We start from the raw sequence: 18145 nt of genomic DNA, 5'->3' as shown, positions 1-18145 counted from the left end.
AGTGGCCCAGCGTGAATGGGTTGAGAAGGACTTCTACAAGGAGCTGGGCGTCTCCTCCGACGCCAGCCAGGACGAGATCAAACGGGCTGCCCGCAAGATCCTCGCGGAGAACCATCCGGACCGAAATCCGGGCAACAACGCCGCCGAGGAGAAGTACAAGGCAGCTTCGGAAGCCAAGGATGTGCTGTCCGACCCGGCCAAGCGCAAGGAGTACGACGAGACCCGTCGGCTCTTCGCCGGTGGCGGTGGCTTCGGCCGCCGCTTCGGCGCCCCCGGTGGCGCCGGCCAGGGCGGCAACTTCGGCGGATTCAGCGGCGACGGAGCCGATTTCGACCTCGGTGACCTGTTCAACGCCGCCGGCCAGTCCGGCGGGGCGAACATCGGCGACCTGTTCGGCGGCCTGTTCGGTCGCGGTTCCCAGCCCCGGCCCAGCCGGCCCCGGCGCGGCAAGGACCTGGAAACCGAAACCGAACTGGACTTCCTGGAAGCCGCCAAGGGGGTGGCGATGCCGTTGCGGCTGACCAGCCCCGCGCCGTGCACCAACTGCCACGGCAGCGGCGCCCGGCCGGGCACCAGCCCCAAGGTCTGCCCGGGCTGCAACGGATCCGGAGTGATCAACCGCAACCAGGGCGCGTTCGGGTTCTCCGAACCCTGCGCGGAATGCCGTGGCAGCGGGTCGATCATCGAGCACCCGTGCGACGAGTGCAAGGGCAGCGGACAGACCACCCGGACCCGGACCATCAATGTCCGGATCCCACCGGGGGTCGAGGACGGCCAGCGGATCCGGCTCGCCGGACAGGGCGAAGCCGGCCTGCGGGGCGCCCCGTCGGGTGACCTGTACGTCACCGTGCACGTCCGCCCGGACAAGGTCTTCAGCCGCAACGGCGACGACCTGACGCTGACTATCCCCGTCAGCTTCACCGAACTGGCTTTGGGCACAACGCTTTCGGTGCCGACGCTGGACGGAAAGGTCGGCGTCCGGGTGCCCAAGGGCACCGCCGACGGCCGGATCCTGCGGGTTCGCGGTCGCGGTGTGCCCAAGCGCAGCGGCGGCAGCGGCGACCTGCTGGTCACCGTCAAGGTCGCGGTGCCGTCCAATCTGGAGGGTGACGCGCTGGAAGCGATGCAAGCCTATGCGGCAGCCGAGAAGGCCAGCGGATTCGATCCGCGAGCCGGATGGGCTGGGAACAGGATGTGATGTCCGGTGAACACGTCGGAACCGCGTGATCAGGGGCGGACGTTCCTGATCTCGGTCGCGGCCGAACTGGCCGGAATGCACGCCCAGACGCTGCGCACCTACGACCGGCTCGGGCTGGTCAGCCCGCAGCGCAGTTCCGGTGGAGGCCGGCGCTATTCGGAGCGCGACGTGGAGCTGCTGCGCGAGGTGCAGCGGCTGTCGCAGGACGAAGGCGTCAACCTGGCCGGCATCAAGCGGATCATCGAACTCACCAATCAGGTTGAGGCGCTGCAGAACCGGGTGCGTGAGATGTCCGCGGAGATCGACGCCGCCCGGGCCGGCCGACAGCGGCCAGCCCCGGGCACGGCGTTGGTTGTGTGGCAACCCCGAAACCGGGGACAGCGCCCCAACTGAGAACTACAGATTCCGGGAGATCACCAACCGCATGATGTCGGAGGTGCCCTCCTCGATCTCCTCGAGCTTCACATCCCGCATCCACTGCTCCACCGGATACTCCCGCGAATAACCCCACCCGCCGAGGGTCTGCACCGCGGCGTGCGTGACGAACATGGCGGTCTCCGAGGCGGTCAGCTTGGCCATCGCCGCGATCCTGGTGGCGGGCTCGCCCGCGTCGATCAACCGCGCGGCGTGCAGCACCAGCAGCCGAGCCGACGCGATCCGGTTCGCCATATCGGCGAGCCGGAACGCGACCGCCTGATGCTCGATGATCGGCTTGCCGAACTGGGTCCGGTTGCGGGCGTAGGACAGCGCGTACTCGTAGGCCGCTCGGGACGCGCCGACGGCCGCCGCGCCGAGCACGATGCGGGAGATGTCGAAGGTCTCCATCAGCCCGTAGAACCCCTGGCCCTCGTCGCCGAGCCGGTCCGATTCGGGGACAAACACGTTGTCGAAGAACAGTTCTCGGCAGACGATGGCCCGCTGGCCCATCTTGCGCATCGGCTGGCCCCAGGAGAATCCCTCGGCGCCGGCGCGCAACAGGAACGCGGTGACGCCCTTCGAGCGCTCATTGCGGTCCGTCTTGGCGAACACCACGTACTGGTCGGCGGCCCCGGCGTTGGAGATCCACGCCTTCTGCCCGGTGATCCGGTAACCGCCGTCCACCCGATCGGCCCGGGTCGCGATGGACGCCGCATCCGAACCGGAACCCGGCTCGGTGGTCGCCAGCGCGGTGATCAGCGGGTTCGGCCCGGTCAGCGGCCGCAGCCACTCCTGCTTCTGCGCCTCGGTGCCCAGCGCCATCAGCGGGTCGGAGAAGAAACCGTTGGAGCACACGAAGTTTCCGATGCCCGGGTCACCCCAGCACAGCTCCTCCTGGACCAGGCACTGGGTGAAGACATCGGTGTACCCGCCGCCGCCGTACTCCTGCGCGATCATGAAATCGGTGATCCCGACCGCGGCGGCCTTGGCGAAGATGTCCACCGGGGTCACCACGTCGGCCTCGTCGACCTCGCGGCCACGCGGCCGGATCTCCTTCTCCGCGAAGTCATGACACAGTTTCACGATCTCGCGCTGCTCATCGGTCAACGGCCAGGGCTCGAACTCGCTCATCGCGGTGTCCTTTCGGGGTTTGGTGCGAAGGTCTGTGTGGGGGTGAGGGTTTCGACGATGAGGGCGTCGACTGCGACCGCGCCGTCCGGGGCGACTCGGAGCGGGTTCACCTCGATCTCGGCGATCTGCGGGCAACCGGCGGCCAGCGTGGACAGCGCCACGATCACCTCGGCCAAGGCGTCGATGTCGGTGGCCGGGCGGCCGCGCCACCCGGTGAGCAGTCGGTGGCAGACCAGTCGGCGGACCATGGCGCGCGCGGTCTCGTGGTCCACGGGAGCCAGCTCGATCGCGGTGTCGCGGTGCAGTTCGGCCTGGACGCCGCCGGCGCCGACGAGAACCACCGGGCCGAAGTGCGGGTCCCTGCGGGCGCCGACGACCATCTCCACCACGTCGCCGCGGAGGTCCTGCTCCTCGACGACGTAGTCCCCGTCGCCCAGGGCGGCCCGCATGTCCGCGAACGCGGCGCGCAAGGCGTCGGCGTCGGCAAGCCCGACCGACACCCCGCCGGCCTCGCTCTTGTGTTCCAGCCAGGACGCTTTCAGCACGTACGGCGCCGACAGCGCGGCGGCGGCCCACTCCAGCGCGTCAGCGTCACGGATCAGGCGGCCGGCGGGGAACGCAATCCCACCCCCGCGCAGGAATTCCTGCGCCGCGAGGTATCCCGAACCCGGCTGGTCGAGGATGACCGCCGGGGCGGCCGGGGTGCGGGGCGCCGCGGCCAGCCGCGCGGCGGCGGCGAGCGCGCCCACCGCGGTTTCGATGGTCGGGTACACCGCGACGCCGTGGCTGCGCAGCGTCTGCACGGTCGGGCCGCCGTCGGCCATCGAATGCGCCGCGAGCGGGATACCGGCCCGCTGCGCCGCCGCGGCGATCTCCGCGGCCACCTCGGACTCACGGGCCGCGCTCGCCGGGTTGTCCAGCGCGTAGCAGCCGAAGTAGCCGGTCAGCAGCACGGCGTCGGCTTCGCCCGATTCGAGCGCGGTTTGCGCGACGGCAAGGTAGTTGGTCAGGTCCTGCTCGCCCGCGCCGGCCAGATCGACGGGGTTGGCGCAGGCGGCCCCGGTGGGAAGTTGGGTGGCGAGGCGATCCTGCAGCGCCGCGGAGAACTCGGCCACCTGCAGCCCCGCCGCGCCGACCAGATCGGCCGCGACACCGGTCTGCCCGCCGCTGTCGCCGATCACCGCGACCCGGTCCCCGGCCGGGACGACGCCGGTGGCCAGCAGCGCGGCGGCCTGCACCAATTCGTCGGGGGTGCGGACCCGGGTGGCGCCGGCGGCGCGCATGGCAGCGTCGACCACATCCAGCGCCGAGGTCATCGAGCCGGTGTGCGAGCGGGCCAGCCGGGAACTGGCCGCCGACGCCCCGACGGTCAGCAACAGGGTGTGCTTCCCGGCGGCGCGCAGCCGCCGGATCGCGGCGACGAGGTCGGCGCCGTCGGCGAAGCTCTCCAGGTACAGCGCGACCACCCGGGTGTGTTGATCCTCGATGAGGTCGTCGAGCAATTCGACGGCCCGCACGTCGGTTTGGTTGCCGACGGAGACGAATCGCGACAACCCCATGCCGGCCCGGGCGGCGAGGCTTGCGATCTCCGAGCCGAGCTGCCCGCTCTGGGAGATCACCGCGATCGAGCCGGGCTCGAACGTTCCCCAGGTCAGCTGCAGCTCGGTTGCGGCGTCGTAGATCCCGAGACTGTTCATGCCGACCAGCCGGCCGCCGGCCGCGCTGATCCGCGCGGCGACAGCCGCCTCATCGCCGACGCCCGCGGTGATGCCGAGAAACGCCCGGACACCGAGCGCGAGCGCCTCGTCGACGACGCCGCTCACCGCGGCGGCGGGCACCGCCAGCACGACCAGCTCCGGTGTGGCGGGCAACGCGCTCAGACTCGGGTACGCGGTTGCGCCGAGAACCGTTGCCGCGCTGCGGTTCACCAGATGGACCGTGCGCCGGCCCGCGCCCCTCAGTGCTCCGTGGGCGAGCCAGTAACCCCATTTGGCGGGATCGGCGCTGGCGCCGACCACCGCCACCGACGCCGGGTCGCGGAACGACCGCAGGCCGGGTGCGCTCACTCGGTGGACTCCGGCTCGCGCACGTGGATCAGGGTCGGCCGATCGGCGCGGAACGCCTCGCGCGCCGCGGGGCCGACCTCGGCGTAGCCGGAAGCCGAAACTCCGTGGCAGCCCAGCGATTCGGCGAGCCGCGAAAAGTCCGGGGACGGCAGGTCCACCGACAGGATGCGGCCGTCACGGTCGCGCATCTCATTGCGGATCTCGCCGTAGCCGCCGTTGTCGACGACGACGATGGGCAGCGCCAGCCCGGCCGCCGCGGCGCCCGCGAGTTCGGCGATGCTGAACATCACCCCGCCGTCGCCGAGCACGCCGATCACCTGGCGCCGAGGTTGCGCGATCTTGGCGCCCATGGCGGCGGGCAGCGCGTAGCCCAGGGTGCCCAGGCCCGCCGGATACAGGAAGGTGCGCGGCCGGTACCGGGGCAGGTTGCCGAGCAGCCCGAAGTAGCAGGACATCGACTGGTCGGCGACGACGATGGCGTCCTCGTCGAGGACCTCGGCCAGCGACTCGCACAGTCCGAGATACGCCGCGCCCCGGGACCGCGCCTCGGCGCGCAGCGTCTCCCGCCCGTGCGCGGCCCGCCCGGCCCCGTCGCGTGAGCACGCCGTCAGCTGCCGGTTCAATTCGGTGAGGGTGACGCGAGCGTCGCCGACGATCCCGACGGCCGGGGTGGCGTTGGTGTTGATCGACATCGGGTCGATGTCGATCCGGACCAGGGTGGTGACCGGCGGCGGGCCCCACCACCAGTCCGCGGGCGCCAATTCGGTCCCGACGGCGATCACCACGTCGGCGTCGCGAACCAGATCCCGGGCGGCCTCCAACTGAACCCCGGCCCCCAGCGCGAGCCGATGGTCCTCGGGCACAACGGCTTTGCCGTTCGCAGTGGTCAGCACCGGGGCGTCGACGGCTTCGGCGAACGAGGTCAGCGCGGCGCCGGCGGAGCTGGATCCGCCGCCGGCGACGATCAGCGGCCGCTGCGCGGCGGCGATCAGTTCGGCAGCCCGGGCGATCGCCGCGGTCGAGGGCGCCGCGGTGGCCGCGTCGACCAGTGGCACAGGTGCGGCCGCGCCTTCGGCGTCGAGCACGTCGATCGGCAGCTCCAGGTACGCCGGGCGGGGCCGGCCGCTCGTCATGGCGGCGAAGCATTGGTCCACCGCGTGCGGGATGTCCTCGACGCTGGTGGCGCGCTGGGCGTGACCGACGACCGCGCTCATCGCGTCGAACTGGCTCTTCACCTCGTGCAACAGGCCGTTGTGGCCGCTCGGGTGCGTCAGCGGCATACCGGGGGCGATGAATAGCACCGGGATCGAGTCCGAATAGGCCTGCGCGGCGGCCGCGGCGGCGTTCAGGATCGCCGGGCCCGTCGTCGTCAGGCAGACGCCGGGCTTGCCGGCCGCGCGCGCGTAACCGTCGGCGGCGTAGCCCGCGCCCTGTTCGTGACGCGGCGTCACATGCGCGATGGCGGACTGGGCCAGCGCCGAGTAGATCGGCAGGTTGTGGGTGCCGGGAATGCCGAACACCGTGTCGACACCGCGGGCGATCAGGGCGTCGACCAGAGCCTGGCCGCCGTTGACGAGTCGGGACATCCGGGGCTCTCCTTAGCGGGGCAGGTAGGTGGGGAAGGTCGCCTCGATCTCGGCGAGGTTGCGGGCGGCCAATTCGAAGGCGGCGGCGCGCAGCGTGATGTCGCGACTTTCGGCCACGTCGAACACCCCGTCGGTGAGGGCGGTCATCCGGTCGGCGATCTTGGCGAACGACTGCTCGGGGCTGCCGTCGATATCGCCGAAGAACGCCCACCACCACCAGGCGTTGGTGGCCGAGTTGGCGACGAAGTCGGGGCAGACCAGCACGCCTCGCTCGGTGAGCGCCGCCTCGGCGTCGGCGGTGACCGGCATGTTCGCGGCCTCGACGATCAACCGGGCGGCGACCTGGTCCTGGTTGTCCGCGGTGACGCAGTAGGAGATGGCGGCCGGCACCAGGACGTCGGCGGGCAGCGACAGCCACGCGGCGGCGTCGAGTTGCCGGTCGTCGGCGCGCAGCCGCGACCGGTCCACGTTGCCCTTGGCGCTGCGGGACAGCAGCAGGGTCTCGACGTCGAGGCCGTCCGGGTTGTGGATCACCCCGTCGACGTCGACGATCCCGACGATCTTCACCCCGGCGCGGGCGAGGTAGCGGGCGGTCGCGCCACCCATCGACCCGAAGCCCTGGATGACCGCGGTGGCCTGCGCCGGGTCGATGCCGAGGCGGCGCATCGCGGCCAGCGCGGACTGCGCGACGCCGTAACCGCCGACCAGTTCGTCGAGGGTGACGCCGTCGACGCTGCTGGAGAACGCGGTGGACATCCGGGCGCGGGCCGCCTCCGGGTCGTCGACCACCTGGTAGGCGGCCTGGATGGAGTTGCTCACCCCGAGCTCCGGGAGGATGCGGTCGACGGTGGCTTGCTGGACGCCGAAGTCCTCGCCCATGGTCCAGCGCTGCTCGATGATCGGGGCCATCGCCTGTAGGAATCGGCGCAGCACCGCGTCGGCGTCGGGGCTGTAGGGGTCGAAGTCGATGCCGCCCTTGGCGCCGCCGAGTGGGACGTAGCGCGCGCCGGGCTCGTAGTGCACGCCCTCCTTGAGGGTCATGCCGCGGGCCAGGCCGCGCACCTCGTCGAGGGTGCAGCCGGCCCGCATCCGCAGCCCACCCGAGGAGACGCCGCGGACCAGCCGGTCGATGACGACGTAGCCGGTGGCGGGACTCTCGGTGTCGTGCCAGATGGCCTCGAAGAAGGCGTTGTCCGTCCGCGCGCCGGCGGCGCCGTCGATCGCATTGGGCAGCGTCAACGCCATCAAAACCACTCCTGTCATGCGTGAACACTGTCTAACTGAGTGCTCAGTCAGTATGTCTCGGACGGGGGATCGGCGTCAACCGCCGCGGCTAGCGAGCGCCCGGCAGACCCAGCTCGCGGCGGGTGGCCAGATCCAGCCAGTCCTCGATCTGGGCCATCGTCACCTCCTCGTCGAAGACGACGTGGTGCACCGCGAGCCCGTCCAACAGGCTGGTCAGCCGCCAGGCCGCGCTGGCCGGGTCGGGGCAGGCGAACGTCCCGTCCGCCACACCCTCTTCGATGAGCCCGGCGATCACCGTCCGCCAACCCTGGTCCAGCCGCGCGATCGCCGCCCGCAGCTCCGGATCCCGCAGGCTCGCCGACCAGCACTCCACCCACAGCCGCCAACCGAACGCGCTCCCGGTGGGCCCGTACTCGCGCAGCACGGCGCGCAGTCTCGTCAACGCGTCGTCGTCGGTGTCGGTCAGGAGCCCCGCGATGATCGCCATATCGCGGTCGGTGGCGTACTGCACCGCCGCGGTGATCAGCGCCGGCAGGTTGTTGAAGTGGTAGAAGATCAACCCGGTGCTGACGCCGAGGCTGCTGGAGATGTCGGCGGCCCGCACCTGGTCGATGCCCTTGGCCTCGATCTGGCGCAGCGTCTCCACCAGGATGTCCTCCCGGCGATCCTCGGCGCCCTTCTTCTTCCGGGCCATCAGACCGGGTCGCACTGGATACTGTCGGCGGGCGCGCCCTTGGCGACCAGCGCGGCCCGCGTCGCGGCGATCATCGACCGGCTGCCGGCGACCAGGATCTGCCGATCGGCCCAGCTGCCGTAGCTGGTGACCACCTCCGGCAGCAGACCGGTCTGGCGCACGTGCAGCCCGCGCGGCGGCGTGGGGTCGGGGTAGTCGACCGCCCACGGCGGACTGATCTTGTACTGCGACACCGGCGTCACCGAGAGCCACGGATTGGTCGCGGCGATCTCCCACAGCGTCTGCAGGTCATACAGCTCGCACGGATAGCGGGCCCCGAAGAACAGGTGCACGCGCGGGTTCTGACCGAACCGGCACATGTCCATGATGATCGAGCGCAGCGGCGCCAGCCCGGTGCTGCCGGCGACCATCAGGACGTCCTCGCCGGCGCGGTCGACCTCCAGCGCCCCGTGCGGGCTGGACAGTCGCCACCGATCACCGGCCCGCGTCTCGGCGACCACCGCGTTGCTGACCAACCCGCCGGACACCGCCCGAACGTGAAACTCGATGCGGCCGTCCGGATCCGGCGGCACCGCCGGCGACAGGTAACGCCATCGCCGCGGCAGCTGAGGCACCTGGACGTTCACGTACTGGCCGGGGTGGTAGTCCATCGGCCGATCCAGGATCAGCCGCACCACCGCCAGGTCGCGGGACACCCGATGATGTTCGACGACGGTGCCGTCCCACCAGTCCGGGCCCCGGTCGGCGTCGGCGGCGCCGAGCATCACCCCGGCGATCAGGTTGATCACCGCGCGGGCGGTCTCGTCGACCGCGTCGGTCCAGACGTTCTCGAACTCCGCGGACAAGGTCGCGAACAGCGAGTGCGCCAGCGTCTCGTAGTGCGCCTTGGTCGCGCCGTACTTGCGGTGATCGCGGCCGAGCTGAGCCAGGAAGGCCACCGGCTCGTCGGCGTTGCGGGCGATGAACTCCGACAGCAGCCAGTCCAGCACCCGACGGAACGTCTCGCGCTGGTCGGACATGTCCGCCGGGAACAGGTCACGCACCTCGGGGTCCAGGGCGAACCAGCAGGTGAACACCCGGCCGATCAACGCGTCGGCCTCCGGGCCGCGCACCCCGGCGCGCAGCAGCGTCAGCGCGTCGCGATTCTCCAACCCCACAACCGCGATCCTAGAGCCGTGGTGCGCGCCGACGCGCCGACACCGCGTGTCAGAGGTGGCTGATTCCCTTGTAGAGCATGTGGGCGCCGATCAGGATCAAGGTGGCGGCCACCAGCGCGGTGCTGTGCCGCTCCAGCCAGGCGCGCAGGCGCGTCAACGGCGGATCCAGCCGCTGGCCGGCGACCAGGTAGGCCAGCGTGGGCAACAGCACCGTCGAACCCGCGGCGAGCACGAACGCGAACACCGCCCAGGGGGTCGCCGCGCCCAGGTTCTCCGCGCTGATCAGCAGTCCGGCGGCCAGGCACATGAACAGGACCTTCGGGTTCGCCGCCGTCAGCACTGCGGCGATCAGGAACAGCCTCCGCGGGCTCGCGTCGGTGATGTGCCGCATGCCCGGCAGCTCGTGCGGCTCCCCGCGCTGGGTGATCCAGCGGTACAGGCCGAAGCCGATCAGCACCGCGCCGATCGCGATGCGCACCCATGCCGCCCAGACCGGGGTGCCGTGCTCCGGGCGCGGCAGCAGGCCGGGGACCACGGTGAACAACCCGGTCAGCAGGCCCAGGCCGAGAAGCCAGCCCGCCAGATAGGCCACCGATCCCGGCCGCGGGCGTGGGCTGTGCAGCACGCCGACGATGGGGATGATGGTCAGCGGGGACAGCGCGATCACCAATGCCAGCGGGATCAACTCGGTGAGCGCGGGGCCCGACGGTGAACTCATCCGCTGAACGTAGTCCACCGAACCTGTGCTTGACCCTGACGCTGCGTCAACGCCTACCGTGGGAATCGGGCGGGGGATCGATCGCGCAGGAAAGGCCGCTATGAACGCCGTCGCCAAACCCCCGGTCCTGCTGCTGCACAGCTTCTTCGGCACGCCGGAACTCATGGAGCCGTGGGCCGAACAGTTGCGCGCGCACGGCTACCACACCGTCGCCGCGACTCTGCCGGGTCGCAATCCCACCGACACGGCGGTGCTGAACCGCAGCGGGTTCACCGACTACCTCGACGCCGCGCTGGCCGCTTACGACGCCATTGGGTCCGACGCGATCGTGATCGGTCATAGCCTCGGCGGGCTGCTCGGACAGCACATCGCAGCCCAGCGCAGGCCCGCCGCACTGGTGCTGCTGGCGTCGGTGCCGCCCGGCACGCTCTGGGTGCAACCGAGCTCGATGCCGTACCTGGTCCCGATCCTGCCGGCGATCATCGCCGGCCGGGCGTTCCGGCCGTCGACGCGCACCATGGCCAACGTCCCGCTGAACACGCTCCCCGAGCAGGAGCGCCAACAATTGATCCCGAGGCTGGTGCCCGACTCCGGCCGGATCTTCCGGCAGATGTCGCTGGGCGTCCCGGCGCTGCGGGTCAAGGCCGCTGACGTGAGCTGCCCGGTGTTGTGCGTCAGCGGCGGCGCGGACCGCAATGTGTCGTCCTGGATCTCCCGGCGGATCGCTCGCCGCTACCGGGCCGAACACCAGGTTCATCCGTCCGCGCCGCACTGGATCGTGGCGGAATCCCTGACGCCGCAGGTGCTCCCACCGGTGATCGGGTGGCTCGCCACTGCGACGGGGTGAGGGAGGGAGAGATCTGTCCCTTGTTTGGTCTGGCGACGACGGCAAAACTGGCTGTCAGGACTCAAGAATCCGTGACCTTCAAGAGCCGAAGCCTGACCATCTCCGGAACCTTGTTCCTTCCGGAAGGCGTCGAAGGCAAGCTGCCCGCGATCGTGATCGGCCACCCGGTCACCAGCGTCAAGGAGCAGTCGCCCACCTTCTACGCGAAGGCGCTCTCCGGGATCGGCTACGCCGTGCTGATCTTCGACGCCACCTACCAGGGACATTCCGAGGGTGAACCGCGGCTGTTGGAGGACCCGTTCGCCCGCGCGGAGGACGTCAAGGACGCGGTGTCGTTCCTGAGCGCCGACTCCCGGATCGACGCCGACCGGATCGGCGCGCTCGGTATCTGCGGCTCCGGCGGCTACGTGCCCTTCGCGGCGCAGACCGACCGCCGGATCAAGGCGGTCGCCGGTATCAGCGCCGTGAACATCGGCGATATGGTGCGCGAGGGCACGGATTTGTCCGGCGGTGACCGTGATGCCCTGGACGCTCAGCTCAACGCTGCCAACGCGGCGCGCACCGCCGAGGCCAAGGGCGAGCCGGCCGCGGTGACGGCGATGCTCCCGATGACCGCCGAGGAAGCCGCGCAGACACCGGACCGGTCCATGCTGTCCGACGCCTACGAGTTCTACCGGGTCGAATTCTGCAGCCCGGACGCGCCGAACAAAGTCGCCGTCCGCAGCTTCGACCAGATCGCGCAGTTCGACGCCTGGCAGTTCCTCACGCTGATCTCGCCGCGGCCGCTGCTGCTGATCGCCGGCACCGTCGCGGACTCCCGGGCGCACAGTGAACGCGCCATCGAGAAGGCCGCCGAGCCCAAGGAGTTGTTCTGGGTCGAGGGCGCCAGCCACGTCGACCTGTACGGACACAAGCCGGAGTTCCTGGATCCGATCATCGCCAAGCTGACCGACTTCTACGGCAAGTGCCTATAAGACTTTTCGCACGAGCCACGCGGCGTCTCTCCGGGGCGCCGCGTGGCTCGTTTTTCGGTCTGGGACCCCCGCGTGGGCCAGGTCGCACAGATTTGTTAAGTTGAGCGGAATAGACTCAACCTTGACGAAGTTGCACCTGGCGACAAGCATTTACCGGGCGTCTCGTGTGCCCGGTCTCAGACTGAAGAAAGTGAGGTGTCGTGGACTCGTTCAACCCGACCACGAAAACCCAGGCGGCGCTGACCTCGGCGATGCAGGCGGCAACCTCCGCCGGCAACCCGCAGATCACGCCCGCCCATTTGCTGATGGCGTTGCTGACCCAGAATGACGGCATCGCCTCGCCTCTGCTGGAGGCGGTCGGAGTCGATCCCGCCACCATCCGCACCGGCGCGCAGCGCGTCCTGGACGGACTGCCCAGCGCGTCGGGCTCCAGCTCGACCCCGCAGCTCAACCCTGCGGCGATCGCGGCGATCAGCGTCGCGCAGAACCTGGCCACCGAGATGGACGACGAGTACGTCTCCACCGAGCACCTGCTCTACGGCCTGGCCAGCGGCGATTCCGACGTCGCCAAGCTGCTCGCCAATGCTGGCGCCTCCCCGGACGCGCTGCGCGAGGCCTTCGTGAAGGTCCGCGGCAGCGCCCGCGTGACCAGCCCGGACCCCGAGGGCAGCTACCAGGCGCTGGAGAAGTACTCCACCGACCTGACCGAGCGGGCTCGGGAGGGCAAGCTCGACCCGGTCATCGGCCGGGACACCGAGATCCGGCGCGTCATCCAGGTGCTTTCCCGTCGCACCAAGAACAACCCGGTGCTGATCGGCGAACCCGGCGTCGGCAAGACCGCCATCGTCGAAGGCCTGGCCCAGCGCATCATCGCCGGCGACGTCCCGGAATCGTTGCGGGACAAGACCGTCGTATCGCTGGACCTGGGGTCCATGGTCGCCGGCGCGAAGTACCGCGGTGAGTTCGAGGAACGGCTCAAGGCCGTCCTGGACGACATCAAGAACTCGGCCGGACAGATCATCACCTTCATCGACGAGCTGCACACCATCGTCGGCGCCGGTGGCACCGGCGAAGGCGCGATGGACGCCGGCAACATGATCAAGCCCATGCTGGCGCGTGGCGAGCTGCGCCTCGTCGGCGCGACCACCCTCGACGAGTACCGCAAGTACATCGAGAAGGACGCCGCGCTGGAGCGCCGCTTCCAGCAGGTCTACGTCGGGGAGCCGTCGGTGGAGGACACCATCGGCATCCTGCGTGGCCTCAAGGAACGCTACGAGGTGCACCACGGCGTCCGGATCACCGACTCGGCGCTGGTCAGCGCCGCGACGCTGTCGGACCGCTACATCACCAGCCGGTTCCTGCCGGACAAGGCCATCGACCTGGTCGACGAGGCCGCGTCCCGGCTGCGGATGGAGATCGACTCCCGCCCGGTCGAGATCGACGAGGTGGAGCGCGTCGTGCGCCGCCTGGAGATCGAGGAGATGGCGCTGGCCAAGGAAGAGGACGACGCGTCCAAGGACCGGCTGGAGAAGCTGCGTTCCGAGCTGGCGGATCACCAGGAGAAGCTGGCACAGCTCACCGCTCGCTGGCAGAACGAGAAAAACGCCATCGACATCGTCCGCGAGCTCAAGGAAGAGCTGGAGAATCTGCGCGGCGCGGCCGACCGGGCCGAGCGCGACGGTGATCTGGCCAAGGCCGCCGAGCTGCGCTACGGCCGGATCCCGGAGGTCGAGAAGAAGCTCGACGCCGCGGTCCCGCAGGCCCAGGCCCGCGAGGATGTGATGCTCAAGGAGGAGGTCGGACCGGATGACGTCGCCGATGTGGTGGCGTCCTGGACCGGCATCCCCGCGGGGCGGCTGATGGAAGGCGAGACCGCCAAGCTGCTGCGGATGGAGGACGAGCTCGGCAAGCGGGTCATCGGCCAGAAGGCCGCCGTCGCCGCGGTGTCGGATGCGGTGCGCCGCACCCGGGCCGGCGTCGCCGACCCGAACCGGCCCACCGGCTCGTTCCTGTTCCTCGGCCCGACCGGCGTCGGCAAGACCGAGCTGGCCAAGGCGCTGGCGGACTTCCTGTTCGACGACGAGCGCGCCATGACCCGCATCGATATGAGCGAGTACGGCGAGAAGCATTCGGTGGCCCGCCTGGTCGGCGCGCCTCCGGGGTACGTCGGCTACGACGCGGGCGGGCAGCTGACCGAAGCCGTGCGCCGCCGGCCCTACACCGTCGTGCTGTTCGACGAGGTGGAGAAGGCGCACCCGGATGTGTTCGACGTGCTGCTGCAGGTCCTCGACGAGGGTCGGCTGACCGACGGTCAGGGCCGCACGGTGGACTTCCGCAACACCATCTTGATCCTGACGTCCAACCTGGGCGCGGGTGGCTCCGAGGAGCAGGTGATGGCGGCGGTGCGCGCGGCGTTCAAGCCGGAGTTCATCAACCGTCTCGACGACGTGCTGATGTTCGACCACCTGCAGCCCGATGAGCTGGTCCGCATCGTGGACATCCAGCTGGAGCAGCTGGCCAAGCGGCTGGCACAGCGTCGCCTGACGCTGGAGGTCTCGCTGCCGGCCAAGCAGTGGCTGGCCGACCGCGGTTTCGACCCGCTCTACGGCGCGCGCCCGCTGCGGCGGCTGGTGCAGAAGGCCATCGGCGACGAACTGGCCAAGATGCTTCTGGCCGGACAGATCCACGATGGCGACGTCGTCCCGGTGAACGTCAACGCCGACGGCGACGGCCTGGTTCTGGGCTAGCCAAATGTGAAGTCGCCCCGGCTCTTTCGAGAGCCGGGGCGATTTCGCGTCTGTGCAGCGTTAGAACTGCACCTGCGGCGGGGCCTGGTGGGCCTCCGGCGCGGCGTAGAACGGCCGCTTGTGCACCCCGGCGATGCCGGTGAAGAACATCCACGGAATGGTGACGACCTTCTTGTTCAGCGTGGCGACCGCGTCGTTGTAGTACTGCCGCGCGAACGCCACCTGGTTTTCGGTGTCGGCTAACTGGTCTTGCAGCTGCAGGAAGTTCGCCGAGGCCTTGAGATCCGGGTAGTTCTCTGCGACCGCGATGACGTTGCCGATCGCGCGGTCCAGGCGTGCCTCGGCCTGAGCCTTCTGGTCGACGTCGTGGGAGGCGGCGGCCTTGGCGACGCCGGTGCGCGCGGCGGTGACTTCCTCGAAGATCGCCTTTTCGTGGCCGGCGTAGCCCTTGACGGTGTTCACCAGATTGGGCACCAGGTCGGCACGACGGGTCAGTTGCACGTCGATCCCGCCGAGCGCCTCCTCGGTCTCCACGTCGAGCTGGCGCAGCTTGTTGAACGCGACGATGGTGAACGCGAGCACGATCGTGATGATCACGCCGATGACGGCGACGAGAGTGGCGCCCATAGCTGCTCCTTACGGGGTGGATGTGCGGCCCTGATTCTGCCCGACGGGGGATCACTTCTTGACGGTGAACGTCACAACACCGGTGGTCGAGGCTGGCAGTGGCCGTGGTCAGTGTCCCCAGATCATCTGCACGCGGTCCCCCTCACCGGTGTTCACACCGATGGTGAGAACAAAAACGTCCCCGGAACTGTCGACGGCGAGGTCGGCCGGAAAATCCTGCAATGCGAATGGCAAGATCTCCTGCTTCCCTGACGTGGTGTAGGGCCACGCGGAAGTCAGGCTGCAGGCCAAGCACACCCTGGCACGCCTCGACAAGTGGTCCCGGTATCGCTGAGGTCGCCGCTGGCGGCGAGTGCTGATGTTCCTCAAAATGTGCGCGAAAAGCTGGGGGTCAGCGGCAATGTGTCAGTGGCCACCCCGATTTCGCGCACGTTTTGACGAAGGACGTTCAGCGGTAGCCGTAGGAAGATTCCCGGAGAGGCGATCCAGCCGAGCGGGGCGATCCACTTCAACAACTGTCACGGATCCACCAACCCGGGCGGTGCCGACGAGATTTAGCTCACCCGGCCCACCGGCCCCGACGCGATGCGGCGCAAAGCCGTAAGCAACCCGGCACGCTGCGGGAACAACAGCGAAATATGACGGACGAACACTTGAGTCAGGCAATCGGTGACGAGGTTGTGACCTGTTCGGATTCTTCAAACCTGCGCTGCAGCGATTAGGCTGTGTTCGATGGTCCCGTTTTGGTTCACGCTGTCTGCGCTCTGCTTTGTCGGAGCCGCGGTACTGCTGTATGTCGATTACGACCGGCGCCGAGGTCTCGGCCGCCGGCGTAAGTCGTGGGCGCGTTCGCACGGGTTCGACTACGAGCCGGTTTCCACCGACATTCTGGACAAGTGGAAGCGCGGCGTCATGTCCACCGTCGGCGACGTCACCGCCCGCAACGTGGTGCTCGGCCAGATCCGCGGCGAAGCGGTCTTCATCTTCGACCTCGACGACGTAGCCACCGTCATCGCCCTGCACCGCAAGGTCGGCACCAATGTGGTCGTCGACCTGCGCCTGAAGGGCCTGAAGGAACCGCGCGAGACCGACATCTGGCTGCTGGGCGCCATCGGCCCGCGGATGGTGTACTCCACCAACCTCGACGCCGCCCGCCGCGCGTGTGACCGCCGGATGGTCACCTTCGCCCACACCGCGCCGGACTGCGCGGAGATCATGTGGAACGAGGAGCACTGGACCCTGGTGTCCATGCCGATCACCAGCGGCCGCGCCCAGTGGGACGACGGGCTGCGCACCGTCCGCCAGTTCAACGACCTTTTGCGGGTGCTGCCGCCGACTCAGCAGGCGCTCGGCGCCGCTCCGCGTCGCGACGAGCCCAGTCGCCCGCTGACCCCGCCGCCGGCCGAACTGCCGCAGGGCCGCAGCGCCGAGCCGGGCATGCTGCGCACGGAAGCCCGACCCGCCGCGCCGCGGCGTGAGCCGGTCCGCCGGGGCGCGCCCCACGGTGGCCGTCAGCCGCTGTGACCTCGCTTTCCGCCGACGATCGCGCCGAGCTCGCCGCGCTGGTCCGCGACCTCGCCGTCGTGCACGGCAAGGTGACCTTGAGTTCCGGCAAGGAATCCGACTATTACGTCGACCTGCGCCGCGCCACCCTGCAACACCGCGCCTCCCGGCTGATCGGCAAGCTGATGCGCGAACTCACCGCTGATTGGGACTACGCCGCCGTCGGCGGCCTGACCCTGGGCGCTGACCCGGTCGCCACCTCGATCATGCACGCCGAGGGGCGTCCGATCGACGCGTTCGTGGTCCGCAAATCCGCCAAGACCCACGGCATGCAGCGCCTCATCGAAGGCTTCGACGTCGCCGGTCAGCGGGTGCTCGTCGTCGAGGACACCTCCACCACCGGCGCCTCCCCGCTCACCGCGGTGCGCGCGGTCCGTGAAGCCGGTGGCGAGGTCGTCGGCGTCGCCACCGTCGTGGACCGGGCCACCGGCGCCGCGGAGATCATCGAGGCCGAAGGCGTGCCGTACCGCAGCGTGCTGGGCCTGGCCGACCTCGGCCTGCCCACCTCCTGATGCCGGAGGGCCCCGGCCCCACGGAGTGGGGTTCCGGCAACGGCGTCGGGCCCTGGACCGGCCCGCTCCCGCGCGACCCCCGCTACGACCCGGACCTGCTCGCCGACGGCGACACCCGCAACGTCGTCGACGCCTACCGGTACTGGACCCGCGAGGCGATCATCGCCGACATCGACTCCCGCCGGCACCCCCTGCACGTGGCCATCGAGAACTTCGGCAGCGACGCCAATATCGGCGGGGTGGTGCGCACCGCCAACGCGTTCGCCGTCGACACCGTGCACATTGTCGGGAAACGACGATGGAACCGCCGCGGCGCCATGGTCACCGACCGCTATCAGCGGCTGTGCCACCACGACACCACCGCCGAGCTGCTGGAATTCGCCCGCGGGCGCGGGCTGGCCGTCGTCGCCGTCGACAACGTGCCCGGATCGGTGCGGCTGGAGACCGCCGAACTGCCGCGCGACGCGGTGATGGTCTTCGGCTCCGAAGGCCCCGGCATCAGCGACGACGCCCGCGCCGGCGCGGACCTGCTGGTGTCCATCGCGCAGTTCGGCTCGACCCGCAGCATCAACGCCTCGGTGGCCGCCGGCATTGCGATGCACGCATGGATCCGGCAGCACGCTGACCTGGGCCGGGCGTGGTGAGATCGGCGATGCGGCCCTA

At 69.8% G+C, this 18145-nt stretch carries 16 protein-coding genes; 8 read left to right on the top strand and 8 right to left on the bottom strand.

Annotated features, from left to right (window positions below; translation table 11 throughout):
* Position 1: 1 nt before the first annotated feature.
* Both dnaJ and L2Z93_RS17660 read left to right on the top strand, forming a co-directional pair.
* Entirely contained in the window at positions 2 to 1198 is a 1197-nt protein-coding gene (gene dnaJ / locus L2Z93_RS17665) for a molecular chaperone DnaJ (RefSeq protein WP_090588730.1), read from the top strand.
* A gap of 6 nt (positions 1199 to 1204) precedes the next feature.
* Positions 1205 to 1591 (top strand): heat shock protein transcriptional repressor HspR, encoded by a 387-nt coding sequence (locus L2Z93_RS17660; protein ID WP_260575461.1) that lies wholly within the window; start codon positions 1205 to 1207, stop codon positions 1589 to 1591.
* A 3-nt stretch (positions 1592 to 1594) separates the two neighbouring features.
* Here L2Z93_RS17660 and L2Z93_RS17655 read toward each other — a convergent pair whose 3' ends face one another.
* The 7 genes from L2Z93_RS17655 to L2Z93_RS17625 form a co-directional block, all read right to left on the bottom strand.
* Positions 1595 to 2746, bottom strand: a complete 1152-nt coding sequence (locus L2Z93_RS17655) for an acyl-CoA dehydrogenase family protein (RefSeq protein WP_090588729.1) — start codon at positions 2744 to 2746, stop codon at positions 1595 to 1597.
* Entirely contained in the window at positions 2743 to 4812 is a 2070-nt protein-coding gene (locus L2Z93_RS17650) for an acetate--CoA ligase family protein (protein WP_090588728.1), read from the bottom strand. Before L2Z93_RS17650 ends, L2Z93_RS17655 begins: the two co-directional genes overlap by 4 nt.
* Positions 4809 to 6398 (bottom strand): thiamine pyrophosphate-binding protein, encoded by a 1590-nt coding sequence (locus L2Z93_RS17645; RefSeq protein ID WP_090588727.1) that lies wholly within the window; start codon positions 6396 to 6398, stop codon positions 4809 to 4811. The genes L2Z93_RS17650 and L2Z93_RS17645 overlap by 4 nt, the downstream gene beginning before the upstream one ends.
* A gap of 12 nt (positions 6399 to 6410) precedes the next feature.
* Positions 6411 to 7661 (bottom strand): glutamate dehydrogenase, encoded by a 1251-nt coding sequence (locus L2Z93_RS17640; RefSeq protein WP_234786100.1) that lies wholly within the window; start codon positions 7659 to 7661, stop codon positions 6411 to 6413.
* A gap of 70 nt (positions 7662 to 7731) precedes the next feature.
* Positions 7732 to 8337, bottom strand: coding sequence for a TetR/AcrR family transcriptional regulator (locus L2Z93_RS17635; protein ID WP_090588726.1), 606 nt, complete (start codon positions 8335 to 8337; stop codon positions 7732 to 7734).
* Complete coding sequence (locus L2Z93_RS17630) at positions 8337 to 9494, bottom strand: FAD-binding oxidoreductase (protein WP_090588725.1); 1158 nt, start codon at positions 9492 to 9494, stop codon at positions 8337 to 8339. The genes L2Z93_RS17635 and L2Z93_RS17630 overlap by 1 nt, the downstream gene beginning before the upstream one ends.
* 49 nt (positions 9495 to 9543) lie before the next feature.
* Positions 9544 to 10212 carry a GAP family protein gene (locus L2Z93_RS17625; protein ID WP_090588917.1) on the bottom strand — a complete coding sequence of 223 codons (669 nt, stop codon included), beginning with the start codon at positions 10210 to 10212 and terminating at the stop codon, positions 9544 to 9546.
* A 100-nt stretch (positions 10213 to 10312) separates the two neighbouring features.
* Between L2Z93_RS17625 and L2Z93_RS17620 the strand changes: the two genes are divergently transcribed.
* The 3 genes from L2Z93_RS17620 (at position 10313) to clpB (ending at position 14780) form a co-directional block, all read left to right on the top strand.
* Complete coding sequence (locus L2Z93_RS17620; RefSeq protein WP_090588724.1) at positions 10313 to 11059, top strand: alpha/beta hydrolase; 747 nt, start codon at positions 10313 to 10315, stop codon at positions 11057 to 11059.
* Between the two features lie 71 nt (positions 11060 to 11130).
* Complete coding sequence (locus L2Z93_RS17615; protein WP_202971874.1) at positions 11131 to 12033, top strand: alpha/beta hydrolase; 903 nt, start codon at positions 11131 to 11133, stop codon at positions 12031 to 12033.
* Positions 12034 to 12233: 200 nt separating this feature from the next.
* Positions 12234 to 14780: an ATP-dependent chaperone ClpB gene (gene clpB, locus L2Z93_RS17610; protein WP_090588723.1), complete on the top strand. Its 2547-nt coding sequence runs from the start codon at positions 12234 to 12236 to the stop codon at positions 14778 to 14780.
* A gap of 60 nt (positions 14781 to 14840) precedes the next feature.
* Here the strand turns inward: clpB and L2Z93_RS17605 are convergent, their stop codons facing one another.
* Positions 14841 to 15407 (bottom strand): LemA family protein, encoded by a 567-nt coding sequence (locus tag L2Z93_RS17605; protein ID WP_090588722.1) that lies wholly within the window; start codon positions 15405 to 15407, stop codon positions 14841 to 14843.
* 732 nt (positions 15408 to 16139) lie between these two features.
* On the opposite strand from L2Z93_RS17605, the gene ttfA reads away from it, so the two are divergent.
* The 3 genes from ttfA to L2Z93_RS17590 are packed head-to-tail and all read left to right on the top strand — an operon-like array spanning position 16140 to position 18126.
* The gene (gene ttfA, locus L2Z93_RS17600) at positions 16140 to 16931 is read left to right on the top strand and encodes a trehalose monomycolate transport factor TtfA (RefSeq protein ID WP_090588720.1); all 792 of its coding nucleotides are present in this window, start codon (positions 16140 to 16142) and stop codon (positions 16929 to 16931) included.
* Positions 16928 to 17482, top strand: a complete 555-nt coding sequence (gene pyrE, locus L2Z93_RS17595; protein WP_090588719.1) for an orotate phosphoribosyltransferase — start codon at positions 16928 to 16930, stop codon at positions 17480 to 17482. Before ttfA ends, pyrE begins: the two co-directional genes overlap by 4 nt.
* Positions 17482 to 18126, top strand: a complete 645-nt coding sequence (locus L2Z93_RS17590; protein WP_090588718.1) for a TrmH family RNA methyltransferase — start codon at positions 17482 to 17484, stop codon at positions 18124 to 18126. The genes pyrE and L2Z93_RS17590 overlap by 1 nt, the downstream gene beginning before the upstream one ends.
* The last annotated feature ends 19 nt before the right edge of the window (positions 18127 to 18145 follow it).

Source organism: Mycolicibacterium brumae (genome assembly GCF_025215495.1).
Classification (GTDB): Bacteria; Actinomycetota; Actinomycetes; order Mycobacteriales; family Mycobacteriaceae; genus Mycobacterium; species Mycobacterium brumae.
Note: the sequence above shows the minus strand (reverse complement) of the source record. Positions and strands in the feature narration are given on the sequence as shown.